Origin of the sequence: Lutibacter sp., from assembly GCF_016342705.1 — a bacterium.
In the GTDB taxonomy this organism is placed as follows: Bacteria; Bacteroidota; Bacteroidia; order Flavobacteriales; family Flavobacteriaceae; genus Lutibacter.
In genome coordinates, this window is record NZ_JAEINV010000002.1 from 172,614 (window position 1) to 194,729 (window position 22,116).

Genomic DNA, 22,116 nt, shown 5'->3' on the forward strand with positions numbered 1-22,116 from the left:
TTTTATAAATTATTCTCTCTAACATATTTAATATTAAAGTAGCACCAAAACTAAGGTTTTTTAAAAAGAAAATATGCTATTATTAAAATAAAACCAAAACCTATAATCCACCAATAACTATACACTGGATTATAGTTAGAATTTACCTCTCCAATAGAAACAAAACTTGCCCAATAATAGGGTGATTTTTTATTTGATGCAATACTATCATCATTTAAATAATTCAATTTAGAAAGATGTAAAGCCTCGCCTTTATTATTTATTTTCCTATACTGTTTATAAAAATCAGCCATTAATATTTCAGTCGCTTTATCATTCACTTTCCATAAAGAAACAATCAAATTTTTAACACCTGCATATGAAAATCCTCTCGCTAAACTCATAGCTCCTTCACCTTTTCTTAAAGTTCCTAAACCAGTTTCACAAGCACTCAAAACTAATAAATCTGAATTTAAACTATAGCCATAAATTTCAGGTAAATACAACGTTTCATCATAAAATTCAATGGCTGGTGGCTCAAAATAATCTCCTGCTGTTGCGTGCGTTGACAAGTGAATAATTGGATAGTTTTCAGCCAATTTTTCAAAATTTCGTTTAGTTGCATTGGAACCAACTAGAAAATTTCCATTTAATTGTTGTTTAATACTTGAAGACTCAATTAAAGTATATGTAAGTTGTGATAGTCCTCTGTGATTATTTTCAAAAACCGGAAAGAATCCGAGTACTTCACTTTTTAGATTATTAGTGCTTTTTTCATTCAGCAACATTGTTGAAGAATATGCATACGTAATACAACTTTTTTGCAAAAAATAAGGCAATTTTTCAAAATTAGTACTTGAAGTTTTTTCAGTAATCAATGCATCAAACGGAATAAATGAAATAATTCCATCAGGAATTATAATCGTATTTTTATTAGCTAAATTATGAAATAGTTTTTGATACAATTTAAAACCTAATGTTGTGTAATCCTTTATATTATTTTGAATCGTATTCCCTCTACCATCTGAAAAGAAATTTAAAAACAAATTAATTTCTTGTGTAAAACTAACTGTTTTCTCAATTTTAATTATAGAAATTGGCCTATCTTTTTCAATTGAAAAAATATACATGTTGAAATTTCCATCAAAAAATTCTACTAATAGGTCATTTTTTAAGAGTACTTTTTGTTGAATGTCATTTACAGAGGTTATCTTAGAATTTAAAGATTTAAAATGAGGATACTTTTTTAAAATTTCCTGATTTAAAAGTTGTAAATCCGTTGAAACTTCATTTCTCTCTTCCGTTAATTTAGCCAAAATATCAATATCTGCTTTTGTTTCTTTTAATTGTTCAATGGTAATATTTTTATTGAGTTGTGCTCTTTTAAAAAGTAATAAATTTTCTTTTTCAAACAAGCTGTCTTTTCCAATGTTACTTTTTTTTGTTAGTAAATTTTTAGCCTCAACTAATACCGTTGCTTTCGTTTTTTCAGCGTATAAAAATGCCTTTTCTACCCAATTAGTATTTTTTGTTTGCTCAAATAAAAAATAGCATAATTCAATACATTTTTCACTTCTATTTCTATTCTCTTGCTGTTGTAACAACTTTGCATTCTGATTTGTATAAACCAAACGTAATTCATCTTCAACCAAAAAGGCTAATTCGTAATTTTTTAAAGCTTCTTGGTAACTACCTATCTCAATAAATAAATTTGCTCTACCATCAAAACTATCTTTCAACGTGTTTTCAGGATAAAAATATTCAGAAATAGGATTTTCAATAATAGCTTTGGGGGAATACTTAGGAAGCAATACCGTTAATGCTTTCTGATATATTTCTTGTGCCTTTTTGTAATCCTTTTTAGTACCGTAAACCTGAGCTATTTGATTATAAATTTTAGCAACTTCTCTATCATTTTTACCATACACAATTTGAGCATTTTGTAAAGCAATATTAAATTGAATTAAGGCATTATCGAGTTCGTTTTTCTTAAAAAAAACACTTCCTAAGGTATTGGCATTTTTAGCTAAAATAGCTACATCTTTTGAAGTATTAAAACTATTAGATATCTGAGTGGAATTCTTTGCTTGTTCAAACGCATCCTTCATTAAAAAATTAATAGCTAAGTCTGAATACAACCGTGATTTTTCAAGGTTATTTGAACTTATTTTTAAACCTAAATTCAAATAATCAATAGCAGAATCATACGCTCCTTTTATTCTTAAAACTGCAGCCAAATTTAAATATGTTGCAATTATTTGATGGCCTTTGCTTTCTTCCTGAGCCTTTTCAATAGTCACTTTTAACACATCTTCTGCGCTATCTACATCTCCAATTCTGGTATAATTATTTGCCAATGGTTTTAAACAAAATTCAATAATATCATAGTTTTTAATATGCTGTTTTTTATAAAAATCGAAAGATTTTTCATAGTAAATAATAGATTGATTTATAAAACCAAGCTCCTTTAAATAATACGCATAATTAATATAAAAATAGAGTTGAGAAATTTTTTCTTTTTCAGTTTTTGCAGTTCGCCAAAGTTTGGTAGAAAGCTGTTCAAAAATTGGTAAATTTTCAACAGTTGGATTTTTAGCAAATTCATCTAAATGAATATATATGAATTCAGCTAAATTATCTTTATTTTTTAATGAATCTGTAACTTTGGCAAATTTTGAAGTTTGCGAAAAAAGCGAAGCACAAAAAAGAATTGCACCAAAAAATAGGCATTTTTTAGTCATACTTCTACTTATAGTTTCCAAATTGCATACAAGTGAATTTGTGAATTTGGTTGGTTAAAATTGTAAATATATCGAGCACCAACACTAGGTCCAATTCTTGAAGCTCCAATAGTTATATCGCCAAAAATTCCATATTTTATATCTGAAAATGAACTTGACGAATCAACTTTTTCAATGGACGTTAATTCTTGAATTGGATCACCTTTTCTACCGTTAATTACATAAAAATAGTTTGAAGAAATTGTACCGGTTTGTTTGTTTGAAATATCAAACGAAATTTGTGGCCCAACACCCGCAGCAATTACACCATTAAAATTGTATCGAAAAGAAATTGGAACTACATCAATATTAATTTTTTGATTCGTTAAATTAACTTCACTTTCAAGCAATGTATTGTCATATTTAACGCCTGTTGCCAAATTTATTGGACCAGTTTCTGAAACTGAAGTTTTAAATTTATCGTAATCGTGATTCGCTACCATAATTTCCGACTGCAGATATTTTTTATACGATTTATAAGGTGAAATAGTTGCACCAACAAAGTATGATTTAGAATTTTTCAGCGCAGGAAAGCTATTATATCCCGCCTTTGCACCTATAGAAATTCCAGGAGAAAAACGAGAAGTTGAAGTATTTGTTATTATTGGATCGTTTTTATCGAAAATAATTTCTGTGCTACTTTTAGAATTTTCTTTATGAAAATCTTTTCCAAATTTCAACGAGTATTTTACAAATCCTTTGGTAGAATCTTTATCATGAACTCCTTTTTGAGCAGTTCCTGGTAAGTAAATATTTTTAAATTGAAATGAAATTTGATCTTTATTTATAATAGTATCTAAACAACTATAATTCACCTCTTGTTCTGGACAAATTGGACATTTCGGATACATATCCAAAACCTCTAAAGTAGATTTATCTAACATTTTTGGTATATCTACATTAAGCTTTACCAAACGTGCAGGCCCTTCGCCGTCATTTTGAAATTGCACTTTATACTTTAAACGCTTAAAACGTACTAATCTATAATTTAATCGAGTATCATAAACCGCCATTTTATTGGGATCGTGAGAGGTTACAATCTCCATTTCTTTTGTCCTAATTTTATGAGAATCAGCCCCTCTTTCTGGCACGTAAATACTTCTAATGGTAATAACAGCACTGGTATCTTTCAACATATCAGGAGTTGTTTTAAAAGTGAAAAACATATTCCGCTCCTCTTTAGACTGTAAATTATCAAAATCAAACAATTTAAAATCACGGTAATAATCTTTCGCTTTTTTAACGGATGCAGGCAAATTTTGATGTAAAGTATCAAGTGAATTTAATTTATCATCCATAAACGTTGAAATTCCTGTTGTTTTAATCAATTCATTTTTAGAAACATAACGCGTATTATCTACAATAATTTCATCTGAAACTTCTTGTTCACTATTATACAATCTAACATCTAACAATTCAAAGTTTTTTGCTTTGTATTTCTTTTCATTAAAAAATACATAAATTTTTCCATTTATTGGGTATTCTTTTTCATTTCCATAACTAACAACAAACTCCATTTCTTCTTCAGGAACAGGGTCTCTATTTGTTTGAATTCTAAAACCCTCATACGAAGCAATTAATTGATGATTTTCGTTATCGGAAGTTATGAAGCTATCTTCAGTAATTGAAACTTCAACAGGTCTTGTAGTTGGTGGTTTTCCGTCATCGTAATTATTGGTTACAGATAACTTTGTTTTATAAGTTCCTTTATTTTTGTAGGTGTGTTTTGGCTGTTCTTGTTTACTGTAATTTCCATCTCCAAATTCCCAAAAATAGGTGTAAAATGCTTTTGGAGCTCCTGCAATTTGATTAAGTGTTGGTACTTCTGGAGTGAACTTAACGCTATTAGATTTAATCTCGGATTTTATGATTGCGTTTCTTTTAAGCGTATCATTTTTAGAATTCTGTCCATTTATTAATTGGACAATGAAAAATAAAGCAACAAAGATTTTAATCATTTTCATACAGAGTGTTTTTAACAAATATAAAAAAAGGATTCTAAATCTGAATTTTCATTGAAAAAATTTATATAAACAAAAAAAAAGAGCTGTTTAAATTTAAACAGCTCTTTTATAATATTAATTTTTATTTGTTACTCTACTTTAAAAGCAATTGGCAAACTATATTTTACACCTACAGGTCTTCCTCTTTGTTTACCCGGAATCATTTTAGGTAAAGATTCTACAACTCTAATTGCCTCGTCCTGCAATCTCTTATGAGGAGCACGTGCTTGAACATCTGTAATATTTCCTGTTTTATCAATTTTAAACATTACAAATATTCTTTTAATACCAGGTGTAAGACCTAAATCTGACGCTAATTCTGAATTAAACTTTCTATTTACATGTTGGGTGATTTTTTCTTGTAAACACTCTTTTAATTGTGCTTTAGAACCTTTACAACCAGGAAAAACTGGAACGTCCTCAATAATTGCGAAAGGTACGTCTTCCATAAAATCTTCTTCCTCGTCTACCTCTACAATTTGTTTAACTTGAACAGCTTCTTTTTCATTAGTTTCTGTAGATTCAATAATTGTTTCTTCAACTTCCTTCTCATCTTCAACAACTTCAATTTTATCTGGAGTTGGTGGAGGTGGAGCTTGTTGCTCTGGTGGTTTTACTTGTTCAATTTCAACAATTTGTTCATCATCTTCAATATTGTATGTTGCAAGACCTAAATCTGCAATAACTCTATCATATGTTTTTTTCTCTATAGCTAAATAAACTACAAGTAGTGCTAAAACTAAGCCTAACTGCATAAATAACTTACTGTAGTTTTCTAGGTTTGCTTTTGGGTTCTTTTTAATCTGCATCTGTGAAAAATTTTATAGTGTGCTAATTTAATAATTTTCGTGAAACTATTGCAAGTATATTTTTATTTAATAGTGTTTTTTTTTGAAACAACAAAAAAAAGTATAAATGCTAGTATTATTCCTATTAAATTGGCAAAAATATCGAATAAATCAAATTGCCTATAGGTTGTAAATACCTTTTGTAACACTTCAATAATTATGCCATACAATAATATTGCTAAAAATATTAAGATGCTTATATTAAGAACTTTAGATTTCTTCTTAAATGTAAGCAACCAACTCAAACTTATTAGAAAATATGCTGTTGTATGGATAAATTTATCGGAAATTTTAACTGCTGGAATTGCCTGGCCATTTAAAGAAATTAAACTCCCTACTGCAACTCCAACAGTTAAAAAAATAGCAATGTATAAATATTTACTATCCAATTAATTCTTTGTAAGCTTCTGGGCTTAATAAATCTTCAATTTGAGAAGCGTCTGCAATTGAAATTTTAATCATCCATCCTTCTCCGTAAGGATCTGAGTTTACTTTTTCTGGTTCATCTTCTAAGCCTTCATTAAACTCAATAACTTCACCTGTTAAAGGCATAAATAAATCTGAAACAGTTTTAACAGCTTCTACTGAGCCAAAAACTTCGTCTTTCTCTACAGTTTCATCCAAAGTATCTACATCTACGTATACTATATCTCCTAATTCACTTTGTGCAAAATCTGTAATTCCAATGGTTGCAGTTTCTCCTTCAACCTTAACCCATTCGTGGTCTTTTGTATATTTTAAATTTGATGGAACGTTCATTATAATTTTTTATTTAATAATTGGTTATTTAATTTCCTAAAATATATCTAACGCTTATTCCTGAGCTAACTGATTGCCTTGGAAAAGTAGTTGATATAGCATATCTCGATGAACTTTGATCAAAGTAAAACGAGGCTGTTAAATTATTACTTATTGCGTAATCTGCAAAGAATTTTAACGATAATAATTTTTGCCCACCAGTAACTTGGTTATTATCTTCATCAATGGCTCTTATTATAGTTTCATTATCTCTTAAAGAAATATCTGCTCGTAAATCTAAATCTCCTTTTAGCTTTGTTAATTCACCTCCAAACCTAAACTTCATAGCCAAATCTTTAATTCTATATCCAAATCCAAGAATATATTCAATACCTTTTACTTGTGTAATTGTATTGTTGTTAAAGTTTAATGTTAACCCTCTATCTTTATTTATTCTACCCGCAAAGGAAAATGAATTTTTCATTTTCACATCTACTTTAATAAGCGGAGAAAATTCTTCTAACAAATTAACATTTGTAAATAAGGTTTTGTTAAAATAATTTCCAGCAATATCTTTATTAGCATAAGGGCTGCTAACATTATATTCTAAATTATTACTAAAGCTTGTTACGGAATATAAAGAATTATAGCTATGAGATAATGAAAAACTTCTGAATTGTTTTTTGAACCACTTATTTTTCATTAACCCTTTATAATTTAGTTGCCAACCTGGAATTGGAACTTCTTTAAAAGCACTTAAACTTACTTTTGAAGCGTCTATTCCTGAATAAGCTGCAATAAATGCCGGTAGCGAAACCTGTTGGCTTGTGCTTCCAAAGCCATCTATAGGCTGCCCTGAATTTGTGGCTAATCTTTGGGCAATAATATCTCTATTTGCTTTAAAATCTTCAAAATTAGAATCGCTATTATTAAATGCCGTTTTTAACATGTTATGGCTGATACTGAAATTACCAAACTCAGTAATTGGAGCATCATTGTTTAACACATTATTTACAACATCTAATTGTTGAGATGAATTTTTAGTGTAGGTTTTACTTCCTCTAAAATCTATGTCTAAATCATTAAATGGCTCAACTGTAATATTTAAATCTAATTTATTAAAATGAGTATAACTATAGGTTTTATTGTAATAAGGATCATATATATTTCTAGATAACAACCAGCCGTTTTCAATTGCTTTCTGCCTTAAATCAATTTGACTTCCAAAAACAAAGCCAAGTGTTGGAGCTAAACTACCATTATAATTATCTCTTCCTAAAAAACCAATTTCAGGAACATACCCTGGTAAATATGTACCATTGTTCTCCGTATAATTAACTCTAGCTTTTTTAACTGAAGTTAAAATTCCATAAAAGCTTTGTCCTATTTTACCTCCTAATGTTTTGCTTTTTTTAGCATTATTTGCTTTAGATCTTGGTGTTGATGGTTCATTTAAATTCTTTGAATTTACTACACCACCTTTTTTATTGAACAATTGATCTATCCCTATAGTTTTGTAAAACTTATTAAAGTCAATATCTAATCCTAAAGTTTGAGTATTTGCATTTTGAATGACATTTCCAACCTTTTCAATATATGATTGCGAAGATGCTTGCCAGTCAAAATCTGCTGCATAGGTATAATCGGCCTTTACAAAATCCATAAATGGTATTTTATCTAAAGGCAATTTATAGGTACCGTTTAAAGTTTGATGATAGTGATCTGGCCTTCCTATTGAAAAGAAGTTATCAAACAATTGCACATCTTCAGTTCTATCAAAATCATCATAAATATAATTGTTAGAAGCTCTAAAACTAACTTGCAACGATTTTGTTAAATTATAGCCTATGCTATAATCCCAATCAAATAAGAAATTGCGTTGTTTTAATGTTGGTAATTGAGGTAAACCTTCTATTAAACTTCTTGATAATTGTTCGTTATAACTTCTAAAAATATTTGAACTTACAGAAATGGTAGAAGGTAATAAACTTACATTTATGTCCTTTATAAATTTTAAATATTTACTATTTACAGATTCCCAATTTTTAAATGGCTCTAAACTAAATTCTTTAAAATTATAATTATAATTGGCTGAAGTTCGCACATTTTGATCTAAGTATTTTTGTACGTTATAATCTCTATGATAGGTTTCATTATAAGCGTATGATAATGAAAGATTTTCTACATTATAGAATTGCTTTTGTTTTTCTGAATCTGAATTAAATTCTTTTCTAACATTAATTAAACTTATACTTCTTCGTTTTGTTAAATCTCTTGCTTTATCACTATTTGGGTTAATGTCTTTTGCTTCTTCAAACAATACATCTTGATATTGAGGATCGTATTTTGGATCTTTAACTTCTTCAGAAACACTATAACTTAATGGTAATTTAATTCCCCAATTTTTTGGCAACATTTGACCCAAGTTAACGTTGGTTACAACATCATAACTTTTCGTATCTTCTTGGCTGCGTTCATTTACACGTTGTTCTATTCCTCCAAAACCTTTAGTTTCCATTCTTCCTGTTACGGAAACATTTGCAAAATCGGCTAAATTAGCATCCGCACTAAGAACAGCTGCCCAACCTCCTTCATTATCAAATTCTGAAACACGCATTTCGTTAAACCAAACTTCAGCACTTTGATTGGATGTTGAAACGTTTTTAACTCCCAACATAATTGTTTTAATATTGGATAAATTTGGATTTCCTTTTACTCTAATTTCATAACCATCTAACCCTTCAATTGGAGATGGAGTATTAAAAGCAGGATACAATTCATTTGGAGCAATACCTTCATCAAAACGCAATAATTTCAATTTTCCCAAATACTCTAAAAATACATCTAAATTATTTTCTTCAGGCCAAATTTCTAATGCTGTTGAAACACCATAATTGGAAATGGTAATTAATTTTTCTAATTGATAGTAGTTATCATTTAAATCACTACCAATTCTTACAATCGCTTTTATTTCATTATCTTGAACTTGTGGCTTCGTTTGAACACCTTCCGCATGAATAAACAATTTTAAGTGTTTATACATTCTTAAATCTACACGAACATTCTTAAAAATTGCTCTTGTTTCTTCAGGTTCCAAATCAGTAACTTTTAGTGTTAAAGATTGCTCATTTTGTTTTTGAAGTGTTGCACTACCTCTTAAAATTTCTCTTTCAATTCCAGGAGGTAAAACATAAGGAATAGGAGTTTTATCTTCATTTTCCTGAATATTAACAACCCCAACTTCAAAATTTTGTAAATCTGTATTGGATAAATCTTGTGGTGGAGTTATAGTTTCATCTAATGTTTTAGTGTAACGTCTCCAATCTCCTCTAACTAACTGTAATTCTCCAAAACGCAAAACTACTGGCATTTTAAATTTTGTTAGAAAAATTCGCATAAATCGAATTGAATTAAAACCCGTTATGTCATTAACAATCTCATCAGGAGTGCTTACTTGAATTCTAAATTGTAACCATCTGAATTCTTTTTCGCTACCATCTTCTAACTTAACACTAACACGTTTCTCATCAACAATATTATTTTGCCCAACAACTAAATCATTTTTATTTAATGAAACTTTATATTGATAGTAACTTTCAACTGAATTCATTGTTTGATCTTTATCTATATCTTCCACATCTGGAAAAGTAGTTGCTGAAGTTGGATAACTTTCCGTAGATAAATTGTTGGTTGGTGAATTACCTTGTGTATTATTGAATTTTTTATATCTAGTTAATATTGATGCATCTGAATTATCATAATCTGAACTTCTAAAATAAGAGTAGTTGTCATTTGCAGGGTCTGGTCCAAATGAACTTCCAAATTGTGCAATTTCTTCCTCATCATTTAAGCCATCAAAACCAACATCTTGACTTAATCTTTCACTGTCTTTATCGCTAAAAGCATATAATAAAGATTGGTTTGTAGGAATTTTACCCCAAATAGTTGCATCTATATTACTTGTATTTAATGGATCTACTGGCAATCCATTTTCATACATTTTTCTACCATCTTTTAAAACATCTTCAGAAATGTTTCCTAAGTTAAAATACACTTCTCCAACTTGATTAGTTGGGTCATTTGGATTAATTCCAACTGGCAAACCCTCATCATTTGTTATGGAATAATGATCATACGGATCCATTAACCAAAATTGAATATACTCTACATTTGATTGCTCAAAATTAGTAGTTGTTAATGCTCTTGTAATACCACCCCATCTATCTTGAGGATCTGTAAATTTTCCATCAGCACCTACATTATTAGTGTCAAAATTATAGCTACCTCGTTCATTTGGGTAGTATGCCAAATCTAAAGTTCTAACAACAGTAGATTGAGTTAAATCTAAATCCTGTTCTGGAAACAATTCTTCATATCTAATCCTTCTAACTTCAGCCCTTGAAATGTCTGTGTTATTTATATTACTAGGTTTTAATGATGAACCGCCATAAAATAAAGGATCAATAATATACCAAGCTAATCTAGCTCTTTTATAACCATAAGATAAATCTGACGCACTCCCTCCAAAATTAAAATTTGTTTGATATTGCGGTGTGCTTGCCATATGCCATTGTTGAATAGATTTAATTTCTAAAGGAATTTGGGAACCTTCAAAATCATCTACATATGATGTTGCTTCACCATCTTGTTCTATTCGTTTTGGTGAACCTGGTTTTAAATATGCAAAATCACCTCTAACTGAAATATTAGACATTACATCTGTATCAATATTTGGCAGCTTATTTACTAACTTTGTTAAAAAAGGTACTTCTGTTCCGTAATTTGCATTTAAACCAAAAATTGTATTGTTTATTGGTTCTTGATTAAATAACGCCTTTTGAGTGATTGGTTTTTCATTTAAATTTAATAATGTAGCACCAGCAACAAATTTATTAGAAAATTTATGCTCAATGTCAACTCCAAAAAAACGTTTTGTTTGTAAATTAAATGCGGCATTATTCTCAACAGAAACTTGAATTGGCGCATTGGATGCTTCTAAACTTGGATTTACAATTTGTACTCTTCCCATCTGATAATCCACTACATAATCCACTCCTTCAACCAATTCTCTACCTCCACTTGTAACTCTAACTGATCCTTGAGGAACATTAAATGCTCCTAAAGGTATTCCATTAGCACTTTCTGATTTATGATATCCTTTTAATAAATATTTATCTTTTTGTTGGTAATTATTTTTGGCCTCAGATTGTGTAATTTCATATAACTCTTTAAAAATGTAATCAGCATCTGATGCATTTGTAAGTTTCGTTTCTAAATCTTTACCAAAAGGCTGAACTGTAGGGAAAATAATATATCCTTTCTCTGAGTTTACTGTTGCTCCCTCAACATAATCAAAATAACCATCTCCTTCAGGAGTTACAAATTGACTTTGATCAAGTTTATCAATATCAAATAAATTTAATAAGGTTTTATCGGCTACTCCAGTGGTTTGTGCGTTTTGTAAAATATTTATTGGGACTCCTGTTGCGTCATCAGCATATAGTAATTCTAGCCTAAATCCTTCTTGTTGCATTCTAAACGTTTGCAGAGAATAGATGTTTTTCATCATTAAATTCCACATTGGAATTTTTGTGCTTATAATTTCACTTCTTAATAGCTTTACTACAATATTTTCTGGCGCTATAATTCCATCACTCGTAAATTCTCCAACTTTATATACTTTTGGATCTCCACTAATTGTATATTCAAATGCTACGGCTAATACATCAGAATCAGCTAATCTTCTATTTAATGAAATAAACCCTAATTGAGGATGTAATGTAAACTCATCAGGTCTTAATTTAATAGCATTTTCTAATACCGAATAGTCACGCCCTTGTTGCATTGAAAATGGGGATAGTCCATTCCCAACCGTTGAAATTTTTCTTACAGCATTATCTAAAGTTAAAATATCAACAATATTGTTGGCACTATTTGAAGGGTAATTTGAACCTGAATTAGGAATAACATTTGCGGGTCCAATATTTGCTGCATCAGCTTCTCCAATATCAGATAAGGCTACAATATTTCTAACATCAATAGTGGTAGCATTCCTGTTGGTTACCCAAACTTCAATTTTTGTAATATTAACTGAGCTATTTATTAATGGGTATTCTTTTAAGGCTTTATTGTAATTATCTTTAAAATATTGAGCAATAAAAAAGTGACGATTCTCATCATAATCAGTAGCTTGTAATTCAAATTCTTCAATGGTTGAACCTCCTTGCGCGGCAACGGAACGAGATTGTGATTTTTGTTCTGCAAAAACACCAGTTACAGTAGTTTTACCAAATTGAAGTTGTGTTTTAACACCAAATAAACTTTGCGCACCAACAATTAGTGAGTTTTTAATAGGCATACTAACATTTCCTACTTCTATTTTTTGAAGAATATCATCTTCTGTTGGCGTATACTCTAACTTTATTTGATTTTGAAAATTAAAGGTAGACTGCGTATCATATTGTGCACCCACTTTTAATCTTGTTCCTACTTTAGCTTGAATGCTAGCGCTAATTTCCTGATTAAAATCAAAAGTAAAACTACTTCTATTACGCTCAGACAGTTGAGGGTTATCAACTTTCTGGTATAACATTCCCATTTTAACTAAAACCGAACCTTGAGGGTTTACTTCTATTGTATTTCCTCCAAAAAGTGATTCAAAAAAATCTGATTTCACATAATAGGTAGGTAATAAATTCTTTTGCGCATCTATACTTCCTTCTTTTTTACTATTTGTAGCGCTCACTTTATTTTTATAATAAGTAAGTATATCCTTTTTAAGCTTATACTTTTCATACTCCTCTGGAGTCATATATATCGGACGCTTTATTTGGTAATCTCCTATTTTTTCAATTATAATATACTTCTTTAATTCAGTATCATATATAATTTCTGTTTTAGAGATATCTGATAAAAATAAGTTTCCTGTTTGATCGTTTTTAAATGGATATTTCAGCTTTAATGAGTCAGACTCTTTAGACACAGACAATGTATCATTAGCTTTTACTATTGGGGGTGTTGTTTGCGCTTTAATTATTGTATGAAAAACAAACAATAAAAAAAGGAACATATATTGTTTTAAAATAGATGATCTTTTCTTCAATTTTTATAAATTTTTTAGCGCTTTTTTTATTAAAACTTCTACAGTTGCAGCTTTATCTTCAATCAAAATTTTATCTAATACTTTTTCTGCTTGTTTTTTATTAAAACCTAATACTTCTAAAGCAGATAACGCTTCATTTTTATTAGTATTGCTTTCATTTACTGAAACTTCATCAATAGCAAAAGTGTTTGAAATTTTATCTCTTAAATCAACCAACACTCTTTGAGCTGTTTTTGCACCAATTCCTTTAACAGATTGAATAACTCCTACATTTCCTGAGGCTATTGCACGCTGAATTTCATCAGTTGTCATGGATGATAACATGGTTCGAGCAATACTTGGACCAACTCCTGATACCGAAATTAACAACCTAAATATTTCTCTTTCAATTTTTGAAATGAAACCATATAACGTATGAGAATCTTCTTTTACAGACAAGTGTGTATACAAAAAAATAGATTCTTGCTCAGGTATTTGAGAATATGTATTTAATGAAATATTAAGCCAATAGCCTACACCATTGGCTTCTATTATTGCATTTGTTGGGTTTTTTTCAATTAATTTACCTCTAATATGGGTAATCATATTTTACTATTTCAGTTATCCTTCAAATGTAGTAAAATAATCTTGTTTTTTTGAATTTTCTTGCGCATCCACAACAGCTACACAAACCATATTCACAATTTCATCAACACTACATCCTAATTGAAGAATGTGTACAGGTTTTTTTAAACCCATAACTACTGGACCAATGGTATCAATATTATTTAAACGTCTTATTAATTTATAACTAATATTTGCTGAATTTAAATCCGGAAAAATTAATCCGTTTACTTTTTTATTATGAAGTTTTGTAAATGGAAATTTCTCATCTCTTGCTTCTGTATCCAAAGCAAAATCTGCTTGAATCTCACCATCAATACATATTTCTGGATAGTGTTTATGCAAATACGCAACGGCTTTTGAACTTTTTGTAGGCGCTTCAAACTTTGCCGATCCAAAATTTGAATAGGACAACATTGCTAAATTTGGTTCAATACCAAATATTTTCATAACTCTATGAGTCATTCTAGAAATTTGAACCAAATCTTCTTCAGATGGATTCACATTAAAGGCGGTATCTGAAAAAAACATTGGCCCTCTAGCTGTCATCATTATATTTGTGGCTGACACTTTTTCAACGCCATCAGCTTTTCCAATTAATTCAATAATTGGCTTAGCAACTGTAGGATAACTTCTAGAATAACCTGTTACAAGCGCATCAGCTTCACCTTCATTAACCATCATAGCTGCAAAATAATTACGTTCTCGCATCCATTTACTTGCATCTAATAAAGAAATACCTTTTCTCTTGCGTTTTTCCCAATATATTTGAGCAAAACGATTTCTTCGTTCTTTTTCTTCATCTGATTTAGGATCTATAATTTGAACATCCGCTTCAAAATTTAATTCGCGCATTAATTCTTTTATAATTTCTTTATCACCCAATAATATTGGTTTCCCAATACCATCTTCAAGTACAATTTGAGCTGCTTTTAACACGTTTAAATGATCGGCTTCAGCAAAAACAACACTTTTAGGATTTGCTTTTGCTCTTGAAGTTAGCATACGCATTAATTTACTACTTGTCCCTAACCTATCAGCTAATGCATCTTTATAAGCTTCCCAATCTGTAATTGGTTGTTTTGCAACTCCTGTTTCCATAGCTGCTTTTGCAACAGCTGGCGGAACTTCAATAATTAAACGATGATCAAAAGGTTTTGGAATTATATATTCTCTACCAAATTGAATATGTTTTTCACCATAGGTTATATTCACTTGTTCAGGAACTGGTTCTTTTGCTAAATTGGCCAATGCATGAACTGCCGCTATTTTCATTTCTTCATTAATTTTGGTTGCTCTAACATCTAAAGCGCCTCTAAAAATAAATGGAAATCCAAGTACATTATTTACTTGATTAGGATGGTCTGATCGGCCCGTTGCCATAATTACATCTTTTCTTGTAGCTACTGCCACATCATATTCAATTTCAGGGTTTGGATTTGCCATTGCAAATACAATTGGATCATTTGCCATAGTTAATAACATTTTTGGTGTAAAAACATCGGCTACTGAAAGACCTATAAAAACATCCGCATTTTTCACAGCATCTTCCAACGTATGTAAATCTCTATCCGTTGCAAACTCGGCTTTTTGCTCCGTTAAAGTTTCTGCATCTTTTCTAATAACACCTTTGCTATCGCACATAACCATGTTATTTCTATCTGCTCCAAGCGCTAAATACAGTCTTGAACAAGAAATTGCAGCTGCACCTGCCCCATTAATAACTATTTTAACTTTTGCAATATCTTTTTCTGCAATTTCAACTGCATTTTTTAAAGCTGCTGCAGAAATAATAGCAGTTCCATGTTGGTCATCATGCATTACAGGAATGTCTAATTCCTCTTTTAACCTACGTTCAATTTCAAACGCTTCGGGAGCTTTAATATCTTCTAAATTAATACCTCCAAAAGTTGGCGCAATATTTTTTACCGTTTGAATAAATTGTTCAACATCTTTTGTATCAACTTCAATATCAAAAACATCTATGTCAGCAAAAATTTTGAATAACAACCCTTTACCTTCCATTACTGGTTTTCCAGCCAGTGCACCAATATCACCCAAACCTAAAACCGCTGTTCCGTTTGAAATAACTGCAACTAAATTACCTTTAGATGTATATTTATAGGCATCCTCTGGATTTTTCTCAATTGCTAAACAAGGCTCGGCAACACCTGGAGAATATGCTAAGGATAAATCTTTTTGAGTAGCATGTTTTTTTGTAGGTACTACTTGTATTTTACCTGGAGTTGGAAATTGATGATACAATAACGCTTCGCTCTTTATTTTTGAATTACTCATGTAATTATATGTTTAATTTATAAAAATCAAATTTATAAATTTTATACCATAAGAAACTGTTTTAAATCATATTTCATAAAGTTTCTTGTAACAATTGTAGCACATTAATAAAGTAATATGAATTTTGTTATGAATTCTTTATTTTTTAAGAAATAACAAATTTCTAACTAAACCAGCATATTTTGTGCGTTTTACGGCTGATTTTTTAAAAATATCTTGAAAAACTTCTTCAGAAATCTCTTGCCAATCTCTTTTATTCATTTGCAGTACATTGGTATGAGGAATAAATTTTTCTTCGGAATGTGGTGTTGAAAAACGATTCCACGGACAAACATCTTGGCAAATATCACACCCAAACATCCAATCTTCAAATTTCCCCTTCATTGAAGTTGGAATTTCATCTTTTAATTCAATAGTAAAATACGAAATGCATTTACTACCGTCAATGGTGTTGTTTGGTAATATTGCTTGTGTAGGACAAGCATCAAGACATTTAGTGCAAGTTCCGCAATGGTTTGTTATAAACGGATTATCATAAGCTAACTCCGCATCAAAAATAAGTTCAGCTAAAAAGAAAAATGAACCTTTATTTTTTTGAAGTAATAAGGAGTTTTTTCCGCGCCACCCTAAACCTCCTTTTTCTGCCCAAGCGCGTTCTAAAACTGGCGCTGAATCTACAAAAGCTCTGCCATTTACTTGTCCTATTAAATTTTCAATAAAAAAAGTCAGTTCTTTTAATTTAGCTTTTATAATATGATGATAATCTTCACCATACGCATATTTTGCAATTTTATACGTGTCATTATTTTGAAGTTCTTTTGGAAAATAGTTGTATGATAAACTAATTACGGATTTGGCATCATCAACCAACAAACGTGGATCTAGTCGTTTATCAAAATAGTTTTCCATATATTTCATTTTTCCATGGAAACCATTTTTTAACCAATTTTCTAAGTTGTAAGCTTCTTCTTCTAAAAAATCTGCTTTTGCAATACCACAACTTTCAAAACCTAATCGCTTAGCTTCTTGCTTTATTAAAACTGCATATGTTTGAAGATTTTTCATGTAATACAAAGCTAAAAAAATCCCGCAATTGCGGGATTTTTTTTATTATTCTTCTTTTGGAATGTAATAACAACCACCCGGAGATTTATCTGGCGTAAAAGCTCTGTTAAACCATAAAGGTCTGCGTTCTCCGTTTGGACCAGGCGCTGGACGAGTCATTGCTAACCATTCTTTATAAATTTCGTGAGATTTGTTGGTATCTACAAAAATATCACCATACTTATCTTCGGGTTTTGGTTTTTCAATTCGCACACGTTGATGCCAGCAATGCATTCCACTAATTGGATCTGGATGAACTGCATGTGTAATATTTTGATGTACGCCACCATCTTTCCAGAAAATACGTTTAGAATCTTTATCACTAGAATCAAAAGGATGAATTCCTGAAATAGTGTTCATTTTCCATCCACCTTCACCATTACTTTGAATTTTTACCGTGTTGGTTGCCCAACGATTTCCTATTTTATCTTGCGGTCTTCTCCATCGTCCAATATGATGGGAACAAGCTACAACTCCAGGCTTCATGCTTTGAGTTACCCAAACTTTATCAATGAAATAACCAATATCCGTATTCATTTTTACCAAATCACCTGTTTGGAATCCCCATTTTTTGGCATCATCTGGATGCATCCAAATTGGATTTCTGTTTGAAATTTCAACCAACCATTTTGCATTTCCTGATCTTGAATGAATTAAAGTTGGCAACCTAAATGTTGGCACTAACACATATTCTCCTTTCGATTTATCTAAATTATCATTATGAATATGGCTCTTTATATATTTTGGAATAGCATATTCTGGCCATTTCCAATCTACCATAGTTTGTGAATAAAATTCATTTTTCCGTGATGGTGTTGGAAAACCAACCATTGCTTTTCCGTTAATCATAACTCCAATCTCTTTTCCATCTTTAAAAATCACATCGGAATCCTTATCAACTATAGAACCTTTTAATTGCTCTTCGGTTAATAATGTTTCATTCTTTTTGTAAGATTCTCCTTTTTCAATTTCAAAAGCTCCGTACTTTTGCATGTACTGCAATTCTGTAATTCCTTCTTTTTTAGCAGCTTCCGGCAATCCTTTTACTCTTTCAAATAAATATTGATAATACTCATCAATGGTAATTTTTTCTCCTGGGCGATACGGTGATTCAAAATGTTTACGAATTCCCATACTTCCATCCGGATCAATTTTCCAACTTAAGGCAATCCAAAATTCATCTTCTTCCCAAACTTCACCTGGATTTGCCTGATATGTATATTCTACTGGTTTTCCATTTCTTCTGGCTGCTTCTCTTAAAACTGGTTGACGGAATGCTACCCAAGTTCCACCGTGTGTTGCGTAAGAATTGATGTCGTGACGTTCTGAAGCCAATCCCATTGGCAACACAAAATCTGCGTGAAAAGCCGTTTCATTCCAAGTTGGAGTTAATGCTGCGTGCAATCCAAATTTACTTTCGTCCATAAACATTTCCATCCACGTAAAACCATCTGGATAGGTCCAAACTGGGTTGAAAACTCTTGAAAAATATACATCCATTTTACCTCTACCTTCTTTTAAAAAATGAGGTAATAACTGGCTCATTTCAAAAAATGCTAACGGATATTCTTTTGGAAAATGCAATTCATTCCATTTTTTTTGAGGTTGCGGTTTATTTGGTTGCGTTGGTGCAAATTTATTCCAGCTATTTGGAGATGTACCTCCTTTAGCACCAACTGCTCCTGTTAATACAGTTAAAAAATGTAAACAACGTGCAACTGCCCAACCACCTAAATTTGATGCGCCTGCTGCACGCCAGTTGTGCGATGCAAATCGCTCACCAGCTTCACCAATTTTATGTGCAATTTCAACAATCATATCTGCTTTTACACCTGATTCACTTTCGGCATATTCTGGTGTAAATTCCTTATATTCATCAATCATTGCGGCAATATAATTCTCAAAAGTGACCTCTTTATCACTATGCATTGCTTTTAAATAAGCCTTCCAGTTAGTCCAGTTTTCTAAATAATTTCTATTGTATAATCCTTCTTTTAAAATAATTAATGCCATTGCTAACAAAACAGCTGCTTCAGTTCCCGGATAAGATGGCAACCAATAATCGGACATACTTGCTGTGTTGGATAAACGAGGATCCATGGTGGCTAATTTAGCTCCTTTCATTTTTCCTTCAATAATGCGTTGTGCATGCGGATTAAAATAATGTCCCGATTCTAAATGTGCAGAAACTAATAAAATAAATTTTGCTTCGGCGTGATCTGGTGAAGGACGATCATATCCATACCATAAATTATACCCAAAACGTGCTCCAGAAGAACAAATATTTGTGTGTGAATTATGTCCATCTATTCCCCAACCTTGTAAAATCCAGTTCATAAATTTTTCGTGCCCTGGTCTTCCAACGTGGTAGGCTATTTCATTATGTCTATCTTCTTTTATGGCTTTTCTAATTCTATCAGCAAAAGTATCTAAAACTTCATCCCAAGAAACACGTTCCCATTCACCATCACCACGTTTTCCTTTTCTTTTTAAAGGAAATAAAATACGATCTGGATCTGTTATTTGATTAATGGTTGCCGGACCTTTGGCGCAGTTTCTACCTCTACTTCCTGGGTGATAAGGATTCCCTTCAAACTTTTTAACTTCTTGTGTTTCCTTATCAATAAAAGCAGTTAAACCACAAGCGCTTTCACAATTAAAACACGTTGTTGGAACTATTTGATAGGTTTTTTTCTCTTTTCTCGGCCAAACTTTTGGATTGTATTCTACCCAATTGTCCCATTTTTCTGGCGGAGGAAAATTCTCGTACATTTTAGCAACTTCTTCATCGGTAAAATGACGCATATCTTTATCAAACTCTTGATATCCTTCTTTGTGCAGATTTGGGATTAATCCAATTTTCTCTGCAATATTTTCTATAAATGATGGTTTTTTGTATCCCATGACTTTCTGTATTTTAAATTAAGCTAAAGGAATTCTTTGTGGTGCTTCCACCCAAATTTTCTCCGTTGCAATAATTCCTATTAAAACTAATACTGCTGATCCAACTAATAAAGGAAATGTGTTGCCAACTAATAAAAATATTAGTGGAATTATATTACCTACCATTACTGTTACAACCCAAAATAAGTTTTTATACCTTCCTTTTGTAATCATTTTCACTACTGTTTTTGCAGCTGTTGTTGGGTGTGTAATTGTTAATTCTGATATTAATGTAAATAAGTTAACTACTAATGCAATTACCAATATATTTGTTAATATGCTCATCCAATTTTCTTGACCAAAAATTAAACCTGCCAACACAAAAATTGATGCTCCGGCCATAACGCTATGAACTAACATATGTAAAGGTAATGTTGGACTTTGCCAAAAATCGCGTCCTTTAGCTTGTGCAAATAAAAAGGCTGTGTATACTGCTAATAAAATAGCAAAAATTGCCGTAATCCAAAGTAATGCAGTTTCTCCAGTTTCAATTTCAAAAAATGTAATTGCTCCCCAAATGGTTACTAACAATCCGAAAATTGTAATTGTGTAACCACCTTTTACCAACCAAGAATTCCATTGTGGACGCAATAAAACGTTTAAAAAACGGTCTGGTCTATCTAAATCCATCACCAAGAATAATCCTGTTAACGCTAAAAATGTTAATGAAATTCCAGCAGACCATAATTTAGCTGTAGAAGAAACTTCATACCCTAAAATAATTGCTAAAAATGGAATTAAAAATGCACCTGCCGCAATTGCTTTTGTAAAAACATAAGCAGAAACTTCCCAGCCCCAAAGTATTCCTTTATCTGGCGTATCATATACTCTTCGCGCCTTTCCAGTTAACACGTCAATATAATTAGGGTTTTCAGTATCTTTTCTCTGATAAGCAGCCTGAATATCATTATCTATAACCATTTGTAATAAATCTACATCTCCATTTGTATGTATCATTTTTTCAGCAGCTTTTGCAAAATGACCAACTCCACGCGCTTGCGAATTCCACAAACTTGGTCCAGATTTATCTGTAGCTTCCGGAATTAAACTGGCATCATCCGCATCTATATAGAACAGATTAGGATTGGTTCCTTTTTCTGGCTTACGAACTTTTACTGCCTGACGCGCTAATAATTGAGAAATCTCCGTTGTTGGATTGTGCATATCACCCGCAATAATTGCATGTTCCGGGCAAACAGTAACACAAGCTGGTTCTCTACCTACATCAACTCTATGTGCGCAATAATTACATTTAGCCGCTGTGTTATTATCTGGATCAATATACAAGGCATCATAAGGACATGCTTGCATACAAGATTTACAACCAATACAACGGTTGTTATCAAAATCTACAATGCCGTCTTCACGCGTATACAACGCTTCAACCGGACAAATTTCTACACAAGGTGCATCTGTACAATGGTTGCAACGCATTACTGAAAAAATTCTTCGTGTATCGGGGAATTCTCCCTTTTCAACTTGCTTTACATACGTTCTGTTTACACCAATAGCAACATCGTGTTCTGATTTACAAGCAGTTGTACAAGCATGACAACCTATACACTTTCGGTTATCTATTATAAAACCATACTTCATTTTTAAAATATATTTGGAATCCTATCAAAGTTAGTTTATAGGAATATTAGTTTTGTAACTAACATCACATATAAATTTATTTAGAATGGTTTTAAATAAATTAAAGCAATCATGTATTCAAA

The 22,116-nt window shown here is 31.2% G+C and carries 12 protein-coding genes; 1 reads left to right on the forward strand and 11 read right to left on the reverse strand.

The window, feature by feature from the left end; translation table 11 throughout:
• Window positions 1-50: 50 nt before the first annotated feature.
• The 4 genes from JEY78_RS02725 to JEY78_RS15760 form a co-directional block, all read right to left on the reverse strand.
• Window positions 51-2,720 carry a CHAT domain-containing protein gene (locus tag JEY78_RS02725; protein ID WP_291846577.1) on the reverse strand — a complete coding sequence of 890 codons (2,670 nt, stop codon included), beginning with the start codon at window positions 2,718-2,720 and terminating at the stop codon, window positions 51-53.
• 8 nt (window positions 2,721-2,728) lie between these two features.
• On the reverse strand, window positions 2,729-4,723 hold the full coding sequence (locus JEY78_RS02730; RefSeq protein WP_291846579.1) for a PKD domain-containing protein: 1,995 nt from the start codon (window positions 4,721-4,723) through the stop codon (window positions 2,729-2,731).
• A 128-nt stretch (window positions 4,724-4,851) separates the two neighbouring features.
• On the reverse strand, window positions 4,852-5,571 hold the full coding sequence (locus tag JEY78_RS02735; protein WP_291846581.1) for an energy transducer TonB: 720 nt from the start codon (window positions 5,569-5,571) through the stop codon (window positions 4,852-4,854).
• A 62-nt stretch (window positions 5,572-5,633) separates the two neighbouring features.
• On the reverse strand, window positions 5,634-5,855 hold the full coding sequence (locus JEY78_RS15760) for a VanZ family protein (RefSeq protein ID WP_367158764.1): 222 nt from the start codon (window positions 5,853-5,855) through the stop codon (window positions 5,634-5,636).
• Here JEY78_RS15760 and JEY78_RS02740 point away from each other — a divergent pair.
• On the forward strand, window positions 5,803-6,003 hold the full coding sequence (locus JEY78_RS02740; protein WP_291846583.1) for a hypothetical protein: 201 nt from the start codon (window positions 5,803-5,805) through the stop codon (window positions 6,001-6,003). The two genes, JEY78_RS15760 and JEY78_RS02740, sit on opposite strands and share 53 nt — an antisense overlap.
• Here JEY78_RS02740 and gcvH read toward each other — a convergent pair.
• The 7 genes from gcvH to nrfD all read right to left on the reverse strand — a co-directional run bounded on the left by gcvH (window position 5,992) and on the right by nrfD (window position 21,994).
• Window positions 5,992-6,369 carry a glycine cleavage system protein GcvH gene (gene gcvH, locus JEY78_RS02745; RefSeq protein ID WP_291846585.1) on the reverse strand — a complete coding sequence of 126 codons (378 nt, stop codon included), beginning with the start codon at window positions 6,367-6,369 and terminating at the stop codon, window positions 5,992-5,994. The genes JEY78_RS02740 and gcvH overlap by 12 nt on opposite strands.
• A 28-nt stretch (window positions 6,370-6,397) precedes the next feature.
• Window positions 6,398-13,450: a cell surface protein SprA gene (sprA, locus tag JEY78_RS02750; protein ID WP_291846586.1), complete on the reverse strand. Its 7,053-nt coding sequence runs from the start codon at window positions 13,448-13,450 to the stop codon at window positions 6,398-6,400.
• Between the two features lie 3 nt (window positions 13,451-13,453).
• Window positions 13,454-14,035 (reverse strand): Holliday junction branch migration protein RuvA, encoded by a 582-nt coding sequence (gene ruvA / locus JEY78_RS02755; protein ID WP_291846587.1) that lies wholly within the window; start codon window positions 14,033-14,035, stop codon window positions 13,454-13,456.
• Between the two features lie 15 nt (window positions 14,036-14,050).
• Entirely contained in the window at window positions 14,051-16,351 is a 2,301-nt protein-coding gene (locus JEY78_RS02760; protein WP_291846588.1) for an NADP-dependent malic enzyme, read from the reverse strand.
• A gap of 138 nt (window positions 16,352-16,489) precedes the next feature.
• Window positions 16,490-17,416, reverse strand: coding sequence for a tRNA epoxyqueuosine(34) reductase QueG (gene queG / locus JEY78_RS02765; protein ID WP_291846589.1), 927 nt, complete (start codon window positions 17,414-17,416; stop codon window positions 16,490-16,492).
• Between the two features lie 45 nt (window positions 17,417-17,461).
• Window positions 17,462-20,359, reverse strand: a complete 2,898-nt coding sequence (locus JEY78_RS02770; protein WP_291846590.1) for a molybdopterin-dependent oxidoreductase — start codon at window positions 20,357-20,359, stop codon at window positions 17,462-17,464.
• 18 nt (window positions 20,360-20,377) lie between these two features.
• Window positions 20,378-21,994, reverse strand: a complete 1,617-nt coding sequence (gene nrfD, locus JEY78_RS02775; RefSeq protein WP_291846592.1) for an NrfD/PsrC family molybdoenzyme membrane anchor subunit — start codon at window positions 21,992-21,994, stop codon at window positions 20,378-20,380.
• Between the last annotated feature and the right edge of the window lie 122 nt (window positions 21,995-22,116).